The sequence below is a fragment of the Caecibacter sp. AF58-12pH5A genome (assembly GCF_027681725.1).
Classification (GTDB): Bacteria; Bacillota; Negativicutes; order Veillonellales; family Megasphaeraceae; genus Megasphaera; species Megasphaera hominis.
On sequence record NZ_JAQDBC010000044.1, the window covers coordinates 1 to 16,682 of the forward strand.

22 protein-coding genes are annotated in these 16,682 nt (G+C 47.2%); all 22 read left to right on the forward strand.

What is annotated here, in order from left to right; translation table 11 throughout:
- Positions 1–629: 629 nt before the first annotated feature.
- The 22 genes from PGX44_RS12540 to PGX44_RS12645 all read left to right on the forward strand — a co-directional run bounded on the left by PGX44_RS12540 (position 630) and on the right by PGX44_RS12645 (position 16,658).
- Positions 630–1,061: a DUF1492 domain-containing protein gene (locus PGX44_RS12540; RefSeq protein WP_498855621.1), complete on the forward strand. Its 432-nt coding sequence runs from the start codon at positions 630–632 to the stop codon at positions 1,059–1,061.
- Positions 1,062–1,333: 272 nt separating this feature from the next.
- Entirely contained in the window at positions 1,334–2,203 is an 870-nt protein-coding gene (locus PGX44_RS12545) for a terminase small subunit (protein ID WP_498855622.1), read from the forward strand.
- Positions 2,204–2,262: 59 nt separating this feature from the next.
- A complete protein-coding gene (locus PGX44_RS12550) occupies positions 2,263–3,702 on the forward strand; it encodes a phage portal protein (RefSeq protein WP_498855623.1) in 1,440 nt (479 codons plus the stop codon).
- The gene (locus tag PGX44_RS12555) at positions 3,654–4,703 is read left to right on the forward strand and encodes a minor capsid protein (RefSeq protein WP_498855624.1); all 1,050 of its coding nucleotides are present in this window, start codon (positions 3,654–3,656) and stop codon (positions 4,701–4,703) included. The genes PGX44_RS12550 and PGX44_RS12555 overlap by 49 nt, the downstream gene beginning before the upstream one ends.
- A gap of 68 nt (positions 4,704–4,771) precedes the next feature.
- The gene (locus PGX44_RS12560) at positions 4,772–5,164 is read left to right on the forward strand and encodes a hypothetical protein (protein WP_498855625.1); all 393 of its coding nucleotides are present in this window, start codon (positions 4,772–4,774) and stop codon (positions 5,162–5,164) included.
- 141 nt (positions 5,165–5,305) lie between these two features.
- Positions 5,306–5,878 carry a phage scaffolding protein gene (locus PGX44_RS12565; RefSeq protein WP_498855626.1) on the forward strand — a complete coding sequence of 191 codons (573 nt, stop codon included), beginning with the start codon at positions 5,306–5,308 and terminating at the stop codon, positions 5,876–5,878.
- A 26-nt stretch (positions 5,879–5,904) separates the two neighbouring features.
- Positions 5,905–6,819: a hypothetical protein gene (locus PGX44_RS12570; protein WP_498855627.1), complete on the forward strand. Its 915-nt coding sequence runs from the start codon at positions 5,905–5,907 to the stop codon at positions 6,817–6,819.
- A gap of 13 nt (positions 6,820–6,832) precedes the next feature.
- Positions 6,833–7,204 carry a hypothetical protein gene (locus PGX44_RS12575; RefSeq protein WP_498855628.1) on the forward strand — a complete coding sequence of 124 codons (372 nt, stop codon included), beginning with the start codon at positions 6,833–6,835 and terminating at the stop codon, positions 7,202–7,204.
- Positions 7,180–7,554, forward strand: a complete 375-nt coding sequence (locus tag PGX44_RS12580; protein ID WP_498855629.1) for a hypothetical protein — start codon at positions 7,180–7,182, stop codon at positions 7,552–7,554. Before PGX44_RS12575 ends, PGX44_RS12580 begins: the two co-directional genes overlap by 25 nt.
- Positions 7,551–7,943 (forward strand): HK97 gp10 family phage protein, encoded by a 393-nt coding sequence (locus PGX44_RS12585; RefSeq protein WP_498855630.1) that lies wholly within the window; start codon positions 7,551–7,553, stop codon positions 7,941–7,943. Before PGX44_RS12580 ends, PGX44_RS12585 begins: the two co-directional genes overlap by 4 nt.
- The gene (locus PGX44_RS12590; RefSeq protein ID WP_498855631.1) at positions 7,940–8,347 is read left to right on the forward strand and encodes a phage tail terminator family protein; all 408 of its coding nucleotides are present in this window, start codon (positions 7,940–7,942) and stop codon (positions 8,345–8,347) included. The genes PGX44_RS12585 and PGX44_RS12590 overlap by 4 nt, the downstream gene beginning before the upstream one ends.
- The gene (locus PGX44_RS12595) at positions 8,348–8,551 is read left to right on the forward strand and encodes a hypothetical protein (RefSeq protein ID WP_498855632.1); all 204 of its coding nucleotides are present in this window, start codon (positions 8,348–8,350) and stop codon (positions 8,549–8,551) included.
- Positions 8,551–9,870: a phage tail sheath family protein gene (locus tag PGX44_RS12600; RefSeq protein WP_498855633.1), complete on the forward strand. Its 1,320-nt coding sequence runs from the start codon at positions 8,551–8,553 to the stop codon at positions 9,868–9,870. The genes PGX44_RS12595 and PGX44_RS12600 overlap by 1 nt, the downstream gene beginning before the upstream one ends.
- Before the next feature lie 13 nt (positions 9,871–9,883).
- Positions 9,884–10,366 (forward strand): phage tail tube protein, encoded by a 483-nt coding sequence (locus PGX44_RS12605; protein ID WP_498855634.1) that lies wholly within the window; start codon positions 9,884–9,886, stop codon positions 10,364–10,366.
- Positions 10,367–10,432: 66 nt separating this feature from the next.
- A complete protein-coding gene (locus PGX44_RS12610; protein ID WP_498855635.1) occupies positions 10,433–10,825 on the forward strand; it encodes a phage tail assembly chaperone in 393 nt (130 codons plus the stop codon).
- Between the two features lie 29 nt (positions 10,826–10,854).
- Complete coding sequence (locus PGX44_RS12615) at positions 10,855–11,004, forward strand: hypothetical protein (RefSeq protein ID WP_498855636.1); 150 nt, start codon at positions 10,855–10,857, stop codon at positions 11,002–11,004.
- Positions 11,004–12,827 (forward strand): hypothetical protein, encoded by a 1,824-nt coding sequence (locus tag PGX44_RS12620; protein WP_498855637.1) that lies wholly within the window; start codon positions 11,004–11,006, stop codon positions 12,825–12,827. The genes PGX44_RS12615 and PGX44_RS12620 overlap by 1 nt, the downstream gene beginning before the upstream one ends.
- A gap of 8 nt (positions 12,828–12,835) precedes the next feature.
- Positions 12,836–13,567, forward strand: coding sequence for a LysM peptidoglycan-binding domain-containing protein (locus PGX44_RS12625; RefSeq protein WP_498855638.1), 732 nt, complete (start codon positions 12,836–12,838; stop codon positions 13,565–13,567).
- Complete coding sequence (locus PGX44_RS12630) at positions 13,548–15,584, forward strand: phage tail tip lysozyme (protein ID WP_498855639.1); 2,037 nt, start codon at positions 13,548–13,550, stop codon at positions 15,582–15,584. The genes PGX44_RS12625 and PGX44_RS12630 overlap by 20 nt, the downstream gene beginning before the upstream one ends.
- Before the next feature lie 9 nt (positions 15,585–15,593).
- On the forward strand, positions 15,594–16,004 hold the full coding sequence (locus PGX44_RS12635; protein WP_498855640.1) for a DUF2577 domain-containing protein: 411 nt from the start codon (positions 15,594–15,596) through the stop codon (positions 16,002–16,004).
- Positions 16,004–16,411, forward strand: coding sequence for a DUF2634 domain-containing protein (locus tag PGX44_RS12640; RefSeq protein WP_498855641.1), 408 nt, complete (start codon positions 16,004–16,006; stop codon positions 16,409–16,411). Before PGX44_RS12635 ends, PGX44_RS12640 begins: the two co-directional genes overlap by 1 nt.
- Positions 16,404–16,658, forward strand: a complete 255-nt coding sequence (locus PGX44_RS12645) for a hypothetical protein (RefSeq protein ID WP_498855642.1) — start codon at positions 16,404–16,406, stop codon at positions 16,656–16,658. Before PGX44_RS12640 ends, PGX44_RS12645 begins: the two co-directional genes overlap by 8 nt.
- The last annotated feature ends 24 nt before the right edge of the window (positions 16,659–16,682 follow it).

Consider the following 16,682-nt stretch of genomic DNA (forward strand, 5'->3'; position numbering starts at 1 on the left):
AGTTGACGACGTCGTGAAGGCGTTGGAAGACATCAGCCACCTGGCCGATGACTACGATTGACTTCATGAAAGTTTTGTAGATCATGACGGAAACGTCTAGAGTGGCGAAAATACGGACGGAACTTACTCGCGTGAAAATATCCCTGAGTAAATAATAAAAACGCCATACAGCGGAATCTAAAACGTTTTAGCTGGTAAATAAAAAGAAAAGAGAGGCGCTGAAATGAATAAATCGAAACTAGAAGATGGCATCAAGAAACGTGTAAGGGTATTCCCAAAGTGGGCGCAATCCCGGCAGAGCCAGCACCGGCATTATATCATGCGCAAGGCCTGGCAGCGGTCCTGCCGGAATCACGCCGTAAAAAGCCGGTGCCGGCATGCTAAGATGCTGGCCCGGAAGGGATACCGATACAAAGGAGGAAGATGACCATGAAGAACGACTACGCGGATGGCGAAGTACATACCCCCATAATGGCTGAAGAAGAGCGGGAAGTCTATCGGAAACGGAAAGCGGAAGAGCGTCAGAAATATCCGTAGCGTTTTCGTGGCAGGAACCCCATTCAGGAATATATGTGCTACGCGTACGAAAAGAGAACTCAGTATGAAGCTCATAAGAAACGAGGGAGAAAATGACAGCACGGGATTATCTGAACCGCATCCGCCGGCAGAACCAGATTGTCAAGCAGATGGAAAAGGAAATGATGGAGGTCCGTTCCGATATCCTGTCCCTGCAGGCGTCCAGTCTGTCGGAAAAGGTATCCGGTACGAAGGAATCAGACCTGGCGGATAAGTACATCCGTCTGGAGAAATATTTCGATAAAGTCAATACGGAATGGGATACACTCATCGATATGCGAACGGAAGCCAAAGCGATGATCCGTGCGCTTCCCGATGAGAACCAGCAGGCCGTCCTGTATGCCCGGTACATCAACTGTGACAGGTGGGAAACGATTGCTTTCGATATGCACTACAGCTGGAAACATATCTTTCGGCTCCATGGCAGAGCCCTGCAGTCATTTGAATCGATTCATCATGGAAGCCTATCCGAAACGAGGACATAGAATGACACTATCGAAGTGCGTATAATGGTAGTGTGAGATGTTGGGGAAACGGAAACGTCTACACATATCCAGGATGCATGAAAACACCTCCTTAAAACCGCCGCGTGCCAGCAGTACACGCGGCATCATGTCGGCGGACCTGGGAGCCCCTCAGGCCGCTGGCACCAATCATAGGAACTTAGCTAATCTGCCCTGCTGACAGACCAGGACATACTAGCTGGTTCCTTTTTTCATGCAGAAATTCACTCTAAAGGCTGGTGGTGAACGTGTAAATGTTAACGGAAAAGCAAAAACGATTTATTGATTTTTTCATTGAATTGGGGGATATGGTCAATGCGGCAAGGAAAGCAGGATATTCGAATGCATCTGCGCTGGATGCACCAAACTGGCTAAACCCCAAGAAACACCAATATAAGCCATATTTGAAAGACGCTATATCTGAACGCCTAAAAGAGCTTGCAAGTAAGCGCACAGCGTCAATTAGCGAAGTTCTGGAGTTCATGACGTCTGTGATGCGCGGTGAAGTCGCCGAAGAAATCGTCGTAACGGAAGGGACGGGAGATGGCTGCAGTGAGGCGCGTATCGTTCCGAAGCAGGTCTCAGCGCGTGACCGTCTGGAGGCGGCGAAGGCACTGGAGAAACGACTCGGCCGGTTTATCGACCTGGAAAAGGAAGAACAGCAGCTGAAGAACGAAAAGCTCCGGGCGGAAGTTGCAGATCTGAAAGCTGATGGCGACGAGGAGGGTATCGATTTTGATGAAATCTACCAGCAGAAAATAACTAATAGCCGCGCGGTTAAGCTAATCAAAGAAAAGGCGGCAGGCGGGGGGATCATCTGGGCCGATTCTGCTGAACCGAAGAGCATCGCCGAAATGCGGGACCTGGGCCTTCAGGCAGAGGGAGTCAAAAAGGGGCCTGATTCTATCGACTATGGTATCCGTTGGCTTCAGTCACTCAACCATATATACATAGACAAGAACAGAGCACCGAACACATTCAAAGAATTTGTAAGCTACGAATACGAGCGCAATAAAGAGGGCCAATTCATCAGCGCATATCCAGACAAGGACAATCACAGTATAGACGCCTGCCGCTATGGCATGAGGTCAGTGATGGATGGCGCAACGTTCAGTTTTGATTAGAGGTGATATAGTTGTTTCTGAATGACTTTTTCGAGAGACTCTTAAAGATGGGGCATGACATGAACATGACCGAACGGGAGTTCCTCGAACACGAAATACAATACTGGATACAGAGTCCCGAGAGACAATGGCAGATAGACGGCTATAGGTATTACAGAGGCCAGCAGGACATAGAGAGCAAACAGCGCACGGCTATTGGTGCAGGCGGTGTACAGACCGTAGTCGATAATGTGCCGAACAACAAATTGATTGACAACAGATACGCGTTTTTAGTAGACCAGAAAGCAAACTACCTGCTATCAAAGACGATTGACGTTGTCTGCGACGATGAAAGCGCGAAACAGAATATTGATGAGATTTTCAATCATAGATTCTGTCAGATGATGAAAAAAATAGGCAAGGACGCGCTCAACGGCGGCAAAACCTATATGTTCCTGTATATCGGGGATGACAAGAAACTGCATTTCAAACGGTTCAGGTCGTTCGAGGTCCTGCCGTTCTGGGCGGATGACGACCATACTATCATGGATGCAGCCCTTCGGTTGTATACGCAGGAAGTCTACGAAGGCAACACAAAGGAATTTATTAAGAGGGTTGAATGGTATACGCCGGAAGGAGTCATGCGATACACATTCAAAGGCGGGAACCTAACGCCAGAGAGTGAGGATTTCACGCCGTATTTTGTTATCAATGATGCCGAAGGGGACCCAGATAACCCACAAGGGTACAACTGGGGCAAGGTTCCGATTGTTTGTTTTAAGGCAAACGGCGAAGAAATCCCACTGATCAAACGAGTCAAGAGCCTGCAGGATGCACTCAATCAGCTGTATTCCATGAGTATGGACAACATGCAGGAGGATGCCCGAAATACTATCCTGGTGCTGAGAAACTACGATGGGCAAGACCTAGGCCAGTTCCGGCGGAACCTGAGCCAGTATGGAGCGGTCAAAGTCAGGGAGGACGGTGGTGTAGAAACATTGCAGATAGCTGTCAATATAGACAATTATTCCGAGCTGATTAAAATCATCAAGCGCGCTATTATCGAGAACGGGCGAGGCCTGGACACGAAAGATGACAGACTGACGAGTGGTTCACCGAACATGATGAATATCCGCTCCATGTACTCTGACATCAGTCTGGATGCCGACGATATGGAGATGGAATTCCAGTCCTCACTGCAAGATTTGATGTGGTTTATCAACAAGTATAATGGCCTCGTTAGTAATCCACAGTCGGATGTAACGTTTGTATTTAATCGCGATACGATGACGAACGAAACAGATACCATTACAAACTGTCGGAACTCCATGGGAATGATCAGCGAAGAGACAATCCTGGCTAACCATCCATGGGTGAAGAATGTGCAGGAAGAGCAGAAAACGCTGGATAAAGAAAAGCAGAAGCAAATGGCGGCGTTTGACGGATATGGCGGAAATGATGGTGGCAGCCAATGGACAAAGAACAAAATCGGGAATACTGGAAAAGACGAGCCGAGTTGATTGAACAGGCAGAGCATGAGCGGGCAGCTTCTCTATCGAAAGATATGAAAAGCCTGCTGGATCATGCTTATGCAAGCATAGAAAAAGAAATCTATGCGTTGTATGGCAAATATGCCGGCGAACACGGCATGAGCATAGCTGACGCAAAGCAGTATCTGACTAATTCCGAGCGGGCTGAATTCCAGCATGATGTAAAAGATTACGTTGCTATGGCAATCAGCGATACAGACGGAAGATTCTCTGATGAACTTGATGCATTAAGCACGAGAGCCAGAGTTGATCGGCTTGAGGCGCTGAAGGCGCGATCTGCTATGTATATCCGTGAGGCATACGCTAATATCGATGATGCCATGAAAGATAAGTTGGCAGACATCATCAAAGATACATCCATTCGTACAGCATATGAAATACAAACGGCCCGTAAAGAATACGAGCCGTTTTCTGTTGTTGATACGAAAACACTGGATGCTGTCCTGTCTAAGCCATGGACAACAGACGGGAAAAACTTTTCTGCCAGATTATGGAGCAATCAGAATGAGCTGGTCAAAGTGGTCCAGCGCGAAATGACGCAGGGATTGATCGGCGGCGTGGACCCGCAGCGCATGGCCAAAAATATCGATGAAGAATTCGATGTAGGAAAGAGCGCGGCTATGCGCTTGGCACTCACGGAGGGCGCTTATTTTGCTTCAGAGACAGCGGGGGATACGTACGAAAAATATGGCATTACTAAATTCCAGATATTGGTTACACTGGATGATAGAACCTGCGAAATATGTGCGCCGGAAGATGAAAAAATCTATGATATGAAAGATTTTGCACCCGGTGATACAGCTCCTCCTTTTCATCCGAACTGCCGATGCACAACGATTCCATATATAGAGGGGAATGTGCTGGAGGGAAAGGAAACACGCGCGGCCCGTAATCCCGAAACGGGAAAGACAGAAATTATCGATGACATAACATACGATGAATGGTATAATGAGTATGTAAAATCACCATAGCTTCATGAAATTAGAACGTACGCTAAAGAGCGCGGGTTAACGCTTTGGGGAAGAGATGGTATAAGGATATGAAAAGGATCATAAAAACAGTTCCGTGTTATGAGGGTATCCTCTATGCAGTGCTTGACAGCAATCGAGTAAAGCTGACGGGATGCAGGGCCGATATAGAGATTACAGAAGAATTAGCAGATCTGCCTGTATTAGGTAAAGGACATATCATAAAACGCCGCTATGCGAACCTGCTGCTGACGTTTGACCACAAGCCTACAGCAGGCATAGCCGACGACACTTTAAGCGGATTTAGTTTTGAAGGCGATTTTATCTGTAAAGATGGCAAACTGGAAAGGCTGATGTTTCCGGACTGTAGACTGAATGGAGACTTAGACCTAACAGCGACAGGTAAGTGTGAGTTCGAAATAGAGTGTTCCAACAGAATGTTATCAAGACTGAAAGAGATGTAATTTCATATTGTTTGCAAGCAGACCGATTTGGCCTGCTTTTTTTGTACGTCTTTTTAGCATCGCAGACGAAAAAGAACGAAACCAACGGCGTGGACGCTGACCACGAAAATAAGCGAAACGGGAAGAGAGGAGCAACCAGAAATGACTAAAAACGAATTATTGGCACTCGGTATCACGGAAGAACAGGCACAGAAAATCATGGATGACCAGGGCAAGAATTTTGTACTAAAGACACGCTTTAATGAACTGAATGAGTCGAAGAAAGCACTGGACACACAGATTGCCGAACGTGATAAACAGCTTGAAACGCTGAAGAAATCGGCAAAGGACAGCGAAGAGCTGCAGAAACAGATTGCCGATTTACAGTCGGCCAATAAAACGCAGAAGGATGGATTTGAGAAACAGATCCAGACAATGAAAATCGACAATGCGGTCAACAGCGCACTGACAGCGGCAAAAGCACGCAACCCGAAAGCGGTCCGCGCTATGCTTGAAATGGACGCTTACGAACTGGATGACAATGATCAGGTAAAAGGCCTTGAGGATGCTATCAAGAAAGCAAAGGAAGCGAATGCCTGGGCTTTTGAACCAGACCAGCAAGAACCTGGCAGCAGTGTCAATTTTGCAGGCTTTACACCTGCTCAAAGCGGGGATGGCCCAGCAAACCCGCAGACGATGGAAAGCCAAATCTGGGATGCATTGAGTGGGAAATAGAATTTATACTACAGGAGGGATGACAAATGGCAAATGCAATTGAAATGGCAAAAATCTTCCAGACACAACTGGATAAACAAATTTTGCAGGATGCGACTTCTAACTTTTTGGAAGTCAACGCAGGGCAGGTTATCTATAACGGCGGCGATACCGTCAAGATTCCAACTATCTCTATGGATGGGATGGCAAACTATAGCCGGACAAACGGCTACAATCAGGGTGCGGTAACGTTAACATATGCTGATTATAAGATGACACAGGACCGCGGCCGCTCGTTTAACCTGGACGCTATGGACGTCAATGAATCGAACTTCCTGGCTTCCGCTGGCAATGTCATGGGCGAATTCCAGCGCACGCAGGTAATCCCTGAAATTGATGCGTACCGCTGGAGCAAAATCTATACACTGGCAAATAGCGTATCACACGTAACTACCTATACCCCGGCAAAAAAGGATATTACAGACCAGCTGGACGCCGATATTGCAAAAGTGGAAGATGCAGCTGGCACACATAATGGACTGGTCATTGTTATGAATACGCTGACCGCGGCGGTTCTGAATCAGGCATTGGATAAACAGTTGGATCCGGCGACGTTTACGGCCGGACAGATCCATACGGAAGTCAAAGCCTATAACGACATTCCTATTATTAAAGTGTCTTCGGCCCGGATGAAGACTGCTTATACGTTTAATGACGGCACGTCGGAAGGGCAGACAGCAGGCGGGTTCGCGGCAGCGTCTGCGGCCGCACAAATAAACTGGCTGATCTTTCCACAAAATGTTCCGATTGCTGTATCTAAGACGGACATTATCCGTATTTTTGATCCGACCCAGTACCAGGCGGCCAACGCATGGCATATTGACTATCGTAAATTCCATGATTTATGGATTCCGAAACAAAAATTAGCTGTAGTATTTGCCAATGCGCAGGCTTCTGCATAAGGTGGTGACTTAAATGAATCCGGTAACTGCTGATGCATGTGTTGCCTATATCAAGGTGCTGACGGGATATGCGGCTGATACGGAAAGTGCCCTGATTAGCTATATTCTGGAGACTGAAACACAGCATATCCTGAATGTAACTAACCAGGACGCAGTGCCGGAAGAGCTGTATGCATATCTGCGTGACAGAGTGGCGGGGCAATTCCTGACGATTAAAAAAGCTGCTGTACTCGGCGATGACAATCTGAGCGTAGTCAGCTCTATCAAAGAGGGCGACGTGCAAGTCAATCTCAGCGGTACGAGTGCAGAACAGCGGCTCGATGAAATCATAGCACTGCTGAGCAGGGAGGCTGATTTACTATGTTTCCGAAAATTGCGATGGTAAGGACGGCTCTTGAAAGTCTGTACGACGCGAAAGCAGCGGTGTATACATACACCTGTACCATTGATGCACACCATATCACGACACAAAAACTAACAAAATTAATCAGCGACTTACCCTGCCGGATATCGTATCAACGCAACGAGGCGGCCCAGACGACGGATACTGTCGATACGCAGGACATGATGATTACCATGATTTACTCAGATACCAGTATTGCCATACCAGCTGGCAGTCAAATCATGGTAACCTGGGATGACGGGCGGACGGATGCATTTGAAAATGCGTCTGTACCGTCCGTTTATACTCATCATGCAGAGGTGAGGCTGGTTAGAGAGAAGGACAAGCCATGAATATCAACATTGACATCAGCCAGTTGCAGAAATACCGCCTCGTGTTGGGCAATGCAAAAGTTGAGGAGAAGATCCAGGCGGCGTTAAAAGAAACCGTCATGACGACGTTAAGGGAAACGAAACGAAACACACCGCACAAAACGGGTACATTGCGGCGTGAATGGAATACAACGAACATTGAAAAAAGCGGGAAGTCGCTGACAGCCACGATGTATAACGACACAAAGTACGCGCCTTATGTAGAATATGGGCACCGTACGCGTGATAAAAAAGGTTTTGTTACTGGTCAGTACATGATGACGAAATCCGTGGAAAAAGTACAGAAAAGCCTTCATAAAATCATGCGGAAATATACGGATGCCATGGCAAGGGACCTGACGAAGAAATGACTATACAGAACATCATAGATGGAGTAGCAGACGCGCTCTCGACCCTTAACAAAACAATGTACGTCAATGAGGTAAAGCAGGGCTATCAGAACGGGGACATTTTGATACACGTTGTGGATGCCTCGATTCAGCCTATGATGACTCTGCGATACCGCGGCAGTGTACAGATAGATGTTATCCAATTCAACGACGTTAAAACAGACGCGTACGCCATGGGCCAGCAAATCATAGACCTGTTGGAAGTCATTAGTACAGATGATGGCATGATACGCGGCTCTAACTACTCGTACAACTATACTGACGGGGCGTTACATGTACTAGCGACCTATGACGTATCTGTACAGCGGCCGGAAACGCCAGAAACAAAAATGCATACATTGACAACTACGGAAGGGGTGAAATAAATGGCAGACGAAAAAGCTACATCGGCAACAGTAACAACGGCAAAACCTGCGGAAGTTGCTACATACCCGCGGGCCTGGGCACGCTCGAAGAAGTACGCCCAGTATGCCGATATCATCAACATTTTACTGGACCCCGCAACGACCTATACAGAATCACAGGTAAACGCGGCTATTCAGGGATTCATGAAGGGGGCATTTAACTAATGAGCTACGGCGGCGGAACCTTTTTAACGCAAAATAAAGTATTGCCGGGGGCCTATATCAACTATGCCAGCGTTGTTAAAGCGTCGTCTACGGTATCGGATAGAGGCGTAGCGGCACTGGCTCTTGATTTAGACTGGGGCCCAGACAAGACTATCTTCAAAGTAGAGCAGGAAGATTTTCAGGAAAATCCAGAGAAATACTTTGGCTATGACTATACGGCTGATGAATTAAAAGGGCTCAGAGATTTGTTTTTATATCTCAAGACTGGATATTTTTATCGGCTGAACAGCGGCGGCGCGAAGGCATTATGTAATTATTGCGAAGCAAAATACGCAGGTACGCGTGGTAATAAAATCATGGTTGCTATCTATGCCAATGCAGATGAATCTACAAAGTTCGATGTAGAAACCTATTTTGATGGTGAACTCGTAGACAGCCAGACGGCAGTCAATACATTGGCAGACCTTGCGGACAATGACTATGTCACCTGGACAGACTCGGCTACTATCAATGCTACGGCTGGCACATATCTGACGGGCGGCACGAATGGCACAGCGGCAACAGGCACGGATCATAGCAATTTCCTGTCTTTGCTTGAATCCTATAACATCAATATCCTCGGTTGCCTGTCTACGGATGACACTATCAAAGCGCTTTATTACACGTACGTTAAGCGCATGCGAGACGACGAAGGAGCAAAAATCCAGCTCGTACTGTACAGCTATAGCACGGCAAACTATGAAGGGACTATCAATGTCACCGTTCCTGTTGTTGACTCTACATTCCCTGAAAGTTCTCTTGTATACTGGACAACAGGTGTCGAAGCGGCTTGTGATATTAACAAAACAGTAGGCAATAAAGTATACGACGGCGAATTTAAAATTACCGTCAAGACAAAGCAGAGCGATTTGAAAGCGGCAATTAAGAACGGCGAATTTACACTGCACAGAACAGATGACGATACATATCGTGTATTAGCAGATATTAACTCGTTTACGGCCACGACCAAAACAAAGACCAGTGACTTCAGTTCTAACCAGGTAATCCGGGTATTGGACCTGTTCGCCAATGACTCGGCTGTTATCTTTAATAAAACGTACCTGGATAATACGCAGAACATCGAAGCAGGTCGGACGGCACTCTGGAACGACCTTTGCGATTACTGCGCAAAACTCGTTAAACTGGGTGCTATTACGGATTTTAAAACGTCTGATATCGCTGTCGAACAGGGCGAAGCTAAGAACGCTGTACTCGTAACGGCCTATCTGACCCCTGCCGAATCGATGGAAAAACTCTATATGTACGTCTATGTTAACTAGGGAGGTGTGATAAATGGCTGATATGACACAGTTAATGAATGCGAAAGACGCTGTATGGGCTGGGGCGGCCTCAGTATATGTGACTATCGACGGCAATCGTTATAAACTCATCCAGTGCACATCGCTCGAAGCGACGGGCAAGAAGAACAAAAAAGAAATCCCGATTCTCGGCCGCGTATCTGCTGGCAATAAATCCGCTGGCATTAAATACACGGGCAAAATGAGCGGCTATTACAATACGTCGATTTTCCGTAAACTCTTGAAAAACTATCAGGATACGGGCGTCGATACCTATTTTGACCTGACTGTCACGAACGACGACGAAACGGCCGCAGTAGGCAAACAGACGGTTATCCTTAAAGGGTGTAACTTTGACGAACAGATTGTAGCAAAGGTAGAAGCTGGCGGCGACCCACTCGTAGAAGACGCAAGTTTCACATTCGAAAGCTACGAAATGCCTACAGAATTTACGGAGCTGAGCGGCATGACGGTATAATTCTAAAGAATCCATGAGGGCGGCAACGCTCTTGTGGATTTTTTTATATGAGAGGAGATATAAACCATGGATGTATCTATGTTTTTTGCTGAAAACGCGGCTAAAATCGAACACATTAAATACGTAGTATCTGACAGGTTCAAAGACGAAGACGGCAACCCTGCCGAATGGGAACTGGCTCCCGTATCATGCGCGGTTGACGCGAAAATTAAGCAGAAATGCCTTGTAAAAGGTAAATTCGATAATGCCAAATACACTGAAGAAATGGTTGCGGCCTCAGTCATTGAACCGAACCTGAACGACGCACGACTTCAGGACAGCTATCATGCGTTTAATCCGGCACAACTGCTGGAACGCATGCTTACCAGTGGCGAGATGAACCGCCTGATACTCAAGGTATTAGAAGTCAACGGATTATCTGAATCAATGAACGATTTGATTGAACAAGCAAAAAACTAATCAAGGACGGAGAAGCAGATTTTGTTATCATGCACTATGCATTGCAGAAACTACATATCCGTCCGTCTGAATATATCAGTATGAGCCGTGCAGAAAAGGCACTTGTATGCGCATCAATCCAATTGCGGGCCCAGACGGAGAATAAACTCACCAAAGACATCGAAAGCAAGGTGAAATAATGGCAGACGCAACTATATTAACTAGATTTACAGCAAGCGATGATGTGAGCCCCGTTGTCAAAGCGATAGGGAACAGTGTAGAACGACTGAATCGAGGACTGACAGCGGTCAACAAGGCCGGCTCATTAGTAGGGATAGCAACCGGATTTGCTACAGTAACCGCTATCAGCGCTACGATGACCTCAGCTATTACGCGTGCCGTGGCAACATACGAATCATTGCACCAGCAGGAATTGAAATTGGTTACTATCATGCGGCAACGTATGGGGGCCAACAGAGAAATGATCGGGAGCATCAACCAGCTTATTTCTGCACAAACTCGGCTCGGTGTAGTTGGTGGTGGGGCCCAGCGTGCCGGGGCTCAGCAGTTGGCAACATTCCTGTCTAGTACCGACAGTTTGCGCACCTTGATTCCGGCCATGAATAACTTAGCTGTACAGCAGAATGGTGTTAACGTATCGGCCGAAGCCATGGTAGGCATTGGCAACTTAATGGGCAAAGTTATGCAGGGGCAGACGGCGTCTTTGCGTCGGGTAGGTATCACGTTTACTGAGGCCGAAGAAAACGCGCTAAAATTCGGCACAGAAGAGGAACGGGCCGCAGTATTAGCTCAGGTAATCACGAACAACGTAGGGAAGATGAACGAGGTATTCGGACAGACTCCCGAAGGGCAGAAAGTACAGGCGGCCAATCGGCTTGCTGGTGCTTATGCTAACCTGGGTGCAAAGATTGACGGCGTAAAGAACACGGTCGAGGCGTCCTTTTCCAATATGGCGGCGGATACGCTGAACAACTGGGCTGACGGCATCGCATTTGCGTTTGGAGTCATTTCAAGCGCGGTCAGTATGGCTGTACAGGGCATTTACTGGTTCGGCTCTACCGTGGCTCAGTGTATCGAAATCCTGTCACCATACATCGCTTTACTGGGCATCATGTACGGAGCTTATAGTTTAGTAATATTCGCGGTCGGTGCTTACAACGTCGTAGTAAACGGCGCGGCCGCATCAACCAGAGCGTTATCAGCGGTTGAAACTGTAGCTATTGGGCTGATGTACCTAAAAGACGGTGTTATGAAGATAGTAGCAGGTACAACAGCAGCTCTGAAGTCCGGCACGGTGCTTGCAACAGCGGCACAATGGTTACACAACGCGGCTGTTATGGCGTTCCCTGGGATGTGGTTAGCGGCGGTCATTGCCATTATTATCGGCGTTATTGCGGCATTGGCGGCAAGTACAGGAAACCTGCAGGACGTATTTTCTAGTGTGTGGGGCACTATTGTAGATATCGTCACGGGGGCTATCAACCTTATCATTGACGCTATCAACGTGTTTATCGGGGCCATGAATAAAGCTGCATCCTTGAGCAATAAACTATTTAAAACCGATTTCAACCCTATTGCTACTGTCGAACACGTAAGCGGTCAGGGGTTAAAAGACGCTGGGAATCGATTTATATACAACGGTGAGCTGCCTGGCTTCGGGGTCCCTAAGCTCGAAACACCGCCCGTGATGGATGCAGAGAATGGCGGTACGGTAACTGGCGACTCGAACACGCCAGCCATCAAGGACAATACGGCGCGCACTGCGGACGCTACGGAAAAGATGGCGACAAAACTAGACATGACAGAAGATGAAATTAAAGACCTTATTGCCATGTCAGAACGTTCGGCTATCAGCAAGTGGCAGAATAACACATTTGAAGTACATATCACAAATCAGAACGAAATCAATAATGATACGGACATCGACGGCATGGGAACTAATGTATACGAAATGCTGAGACAGGCCGTATTACAGAGCAAAGAAGGGCTGGTGTCGATTTAATGTATTACATGTTCATGGGCACAATGCAGATACCAATTCCACCGCCTACAATGCGGACTAAGATAAAGAACAGGAACAAAACGATTGATCTGATTAATAAAGGGGAAATCAACGTCATTAAAGCAACGGGGCTGACGGAGTTATCCTTTAAGTTCATGTTACCGAATGCGGATTATCCCTTTAACCAAGCTATCCTGAGTAGCGGGGCTAAAGCCTCGTATTATTTAAACCAACTGGAAACGATGAAGCAGTCACAAGACTCGTTTCAGTTTATCTGCGTGCGGATGACGGACGGCGGCGATCTGCTGAGCATGGACAATATCAAAGTCACGTTGGAAGACTACACCATAGACGAGGACGCAAACGAGGGCTATGACTTCTGGGTTTCCGTCAAACTAAAACAATACCGTGAATGGGGCTCGAAGAAGCTCAACGTCAAAACGGATGCAGACGGCAACACAACAGCGACAGCAGAAACGACTAGGAGCACGACGGGCAAAACGGCGACACCGTTGTTAGTATCGGTTCAGAATGGTGACACGTTACAGACTATCTGTAAAAAATACCTGGGACCTGCGGCGATGAGCGCGGCGACTGGGCTACCGTTTATCAAAAAGCTTAATAAAATAGCCATTCCTGCCGTGCTGACGGTCGGGCAGGCAATCAAAATGAAAGACACGAGCCAGCAGACCACCAACAGCACAAACGGAGGTTTTATTAATGGCACAATCCTTTATTGATACATCCAAAACAACGCCAACAACTGGCGCGACAGGAACACAGCAGACGCACCCGACAATTACATATAACCTTGTTATATATAAAGACAAAGACAATATGTATCAATGTGAGCCGTGCGATAAAGTCACGCTGACGCGGGCCCGACATTGCGCACCTGCAAAGCTTCAGTTCAAGATACCTAAAGACTTGGTGCTTGATTTTACCGAAGGGGACCGCGTGCAGTTTTCCATCAATGACACGGTCGTGTTTCTCGGTTTTGTGTTTGAGAAAAGCCACAGCAAAGACAATGTTATCAGCGTGACCGCCTACGACCAACTGCGATACTTTAAAAATAAAGAGTGCTATGCGGCCAACAAGAATACGGCGAACGAGATTCTAGAAGAACTATGCACTAGTTATGGGCTGACCTACGCAGACGGTAAAGACGGCATGGCAAATACAGCGGTCAAGGTATCATGGCTTTTCGATGAGAAAACATTGGCCGATATCGTAGATTTTTCGTTAGGCTATACAACATTGTTCGGGAGCGGCCATCCTGTCTTTGAGTGTTACGACGACGCAGGAAAGATAAAGATAAGCAACTGTAACTCACCTGACATGACTCTTGATATCATCTTAGATGGCGACACGGTAGGCGACTACGATTACACTACATCGATAGACAAGAACACCTATGACATGGTGAAAATAGTACGCGAAGCCCCTGCTGATAATAACCGCAGTACGATGGTAAAAACGGGTGAAGTACAGGACAAAGAACACATACAGCAATGGGGGCGCCTGCAATATCTCAGCAAGGCCGACAGCAACAACATGACCCCGATAGAACAGGCGAAACGCTATCTATCCTTACATGATGCAAAAACGCAAGAAATACATCTGCGGGGATGCATCGGCGATGTACGCGTCCGCGGCGGCTCGAAGGTATATGTCAATCTGAACTTCGGCGACATCAAAGTAAGCAATTATCTGTTTGTAAATGGGGTAACACACACATTCGAGCAGAATCTTCATTTAATGGATATCGATTTAGATTATGTAGAACAGGCAGGAGCGTATGAAGTCACCTATGATAATGACGCGGCTATCCTGTCGAAGATAAAAGCTGCTGAAAATAAAAGATACTCATCGAGCGGCACTTACTCACAGAGCGAACAAGGGGCATACAGTAAAATGAAAGCCCTGGGCGCATCAGATGGACAGGCCGCGGGGATTCTGGGCAACGTAAGACATGAAGATATCTCGTATGATCCGGCGGCTACGAACGGTACGCATACAGGGCTATTCCAGCTCGACAATGACGATAGATGGGCGAAGTACGAGCAATGGTGCGAACAGACGGGAAACGACCCGTATTGTAATGATAACCAGATTGAATACGTCACGACGGTCGAAAAAGGGAACTTATTCACGGGCGAAAATTGTCCTTATGGTGCGATGCCGGACGACCCTGTGGAGGCGGCGAAATGGTTCAATGACCATATCGAGGTGTCTAAAACATCGGCGTCAATGGGCGGCGACAGCTCGGAACGAATCGCATCGGCCAATGACGTATATAATAGCATCACATCTGGCGAAATCGGTGTAGAAAGCCTGACATATCCTACAATCTATCACGCGGCAAGCGGCGCGGACCCGTCACTATTACAAGCGGGTGTAGATGCCGTCGTTAATAGCGGCAACAACTATTTCGGTGAGGACGGATGCGTAAAAGCGGCTACTGAACTAGGGAGCTATTACAACACTGACCTTGCAGACGCAGTCAATGACAATGTTGTTAGTGTAAGCGGCCTTGAATCGTACATGGAGGCCCGCGGCTATACGGTACAGGCCTACGACGGGACAGCGGCACCGGGAGATATCATTATCTGGAGTGACGCGCACGTTGGAGTTGCTGACGGCGCGGGCGGTTGCTATGCCAATGAAACGGGTGCAGGGCATTGCATGGTGTATGTTCCAGACGTCAATTATGGCTGGCAAAACAACGTCCCGCCTTCCTATGTAATTCATTTATGAGGTGATGACATGCCTAACGAAGGTCTGAAAACACTGGAATTAATCAAAGAAGTTGCGGTCGGGGCTATCGAGGCCCGCGGGACGTGCAATTTTGTTCTGGGAAAAGTCACGAGTACCGACCCGCTTGCGATACAACTTGAAAACGGCTTTACTATCCCCGAAGACAACATTGTATTGACGAAAAATACATGTTTGTGGTCCGTCGATATGACGGTAGACCACCAGACGGAGGACGCCTCAGGCGGCTCAGGTGATGCCGAATATGCCGCGCATCATCACGCGTATAAAGGAACAAAAACCTATCTGGTACATAATGAATTGTCTGTAGGCGATGAGGTGATACTCGGTAGGGCTGAGGGCGGTCAGAAATATATCGCACTGGACAGAAAATACAATCCTGACAGGGGGTGCAAGGATTAATGGAAAATGCAATAGATGGCATTACTACGGCGAATTCATCGTCTATGCCGTCCCTGACCTATGCCGTAGACTACGGAAACACGGGACAAATAACAGGTTATTGCGATGAAGCCGAAGCCATGAAACAGGCTATTTATAAAATCATCAATACCGAACGTTACCAGTACATTATCTATAGTTGGAATTACGGAATTGAACTGTCAGATTTGTTTGGTCATCCCATCCCATATGTGTATGCAGAGGCGCAACGGAGAATCATTGAAGCACTCATGCAGGACGACCGTATAACAAACGTCTATGATTTCACATGGAGCCATAATGCACGAGATGTAGCGTGCCATTTTACAGTTGATACCGTTTTCGGCACTATTTCAAATATCACAAAGGAGCTGACGAACATTGTTTGAGGAACAAACATCTGAGACGATTGAAAAGCGTTTATTAGCAAACATCCCGGATACTGTTGATAAACGCGAGGGCTCCATAGCTTATGACGCGACAGCCCCCGCTTCAATCGAACTGGCCGAGGCCTATATCATGATGGACGCTATCATGCAGGAAACATTTGCAACTACAGCGAGCCGCGAAAATCTGATAAAACGTGCGTCTGAATTTAATATCTATAATGGGCCCCTTGTCAAGACCACGTTCTAAAATTTTAAGAGTGGCAGTAAGCAG

Bases quoted from the DNA above. Each gene is read 5' to 3' on its own strand.
- PGX44_RS12635 (WP_498855640.1), top strand. From the start codon at position 15,594: ATGCCTAACGAAGGTCTGAAAACACTGGAATTAATCAAAGAAGTTGCG.
- PGX44_RS12545 (WP_498855622.1), top strand. From the start codon at position 1,334: ATGTTAACGGAAAAGCAAAAACGATTTATTGATTTTTTCATTGAATTG.
- PGX44_RS12630 (WP_498855639.1), top strand. From the start codon at position 13,548: ATGGCACAATCCTTTATTGATACATCCAAAACAACGCCAACAACTGGC.
- PGX44_RS12570 (WP_498855627.1), top strand. From the start codon at position 5,905: ATGGCAAATGCAATTGAAATGGCAAAAATCTTCCAGACACAACTGGAT.
- PGX44_RS12560 (WP_498855625.1), top strand. From the start codon at position 4,772: ATGAAAAGGATCATAAAAACAGTTCCGTGTTATGAGGGTATCCTCTAT.
- PGX44_RS12565 (WP_498855626.1), top strand. From the start codon at position 5,306: ATGACTAAAAACGAATTATTGGCACTCGGTATCACGGAAGAACAGGCA.
- PGX44_RS12540 (WP_498855621.1), top strand. From the start codon at position 630: ATGACAGCACGGGATTATCTGAACCGCATCCGCCGGCAGAACCAGATT.
- PGX44_RS12575 (WP_498855628.1), top strand. From the start codon at position 6,833: ATGAATCCGGTAACTGCTGATGCATGTGTTGCCTATATCAAGGTGCTG.
- PGX44_RS12605 (WP_498855634.1), top strand. From the start codon at position 9,884: ATGGCTGATATGACACAGTTAATGAATGCGAAAGACGCTGTATGGGCT.
- PGX44_RS12615 (WP_498855636.1), top strand. From the start codon at position 10,855: ATGCACTATGCATTGCAGAAACTACATATCCGTCCGTCTGAATATATC.
- PGX44_RS12590 (WP_498855631.1), top strand. From the start codon at position 7,940: ATGACTATACAGAACATCATAGATGGAGTAGCAGACGCGCTCTCGACC.
- PGX44_RS12640 (WP_498855641.1), top strand. From the start codon at position 16,004: ATGGAAAATGCAATAGATGGCATTACTACGGCGAATTCATCGTCTATG.
- PGX44_RS12555 (WP_498855624.1), top strand. From the start codon at position 3,654: ATGGACAAAGAACAAAATCGGGAATACTGGAAAAGACGAGCCGAGTTG.
- PGX44_RS12600 (WP_498855633.1), top strand. From the start codon at position 8,551: ATGAGCTACGGCGGCGGAACCTTTTTAACGCAAAATAAAGTATTGCCG.
- PGX44_RS12625 (WP_498855638.1), top strand. From the start codon at position 12,836: ATGTTCATGGGCACAATGCAGATACCAATTCCACCGCCTACAATGCGG.
- PGX44_RS12620 (WP_498855637.1), top strand. From the start codon at position 11,004: ATGGCAGACGCAACTATATTAACTAGATTTACAGCAAGCGATGATGTG.
- PGX44_RS12595 (WP_498855632.1), top strand. From the start codon at position 8,348: ATGGCAGACGAAAAAGCTACATCGGCAACAGTAACAACGGCAAAACCT.
- PGX44_RS12550 (WP_498855623.1), top strand. From the start codon at position 2,263: ATGAACATGACCGAACGGGAGTTCCTCGAACACGAAATACAATACTGG.
- PGX44_RS12585 (WP_498855630.1), top strand. From the start codon at position 7,551: ATGAATATCAACATTGACATCAGCCAGTTGCAGAAATACCGCCTCGTG.
- PGX44_RS12580 (WP_498855629.1), top strand. From the start codon at position 7,180: ATGTTTCCGAAAATTGCGATGGTAAGGACGGCTCTTGAAAGTCTGTAC.
- PGX44_RS12610 (WP_498855635.1), top strand. From the start codon at position 10,433: ATGGATGTATCTATGTTTTTTGCTGAAAACGCGGCTAAAATCGAACAC.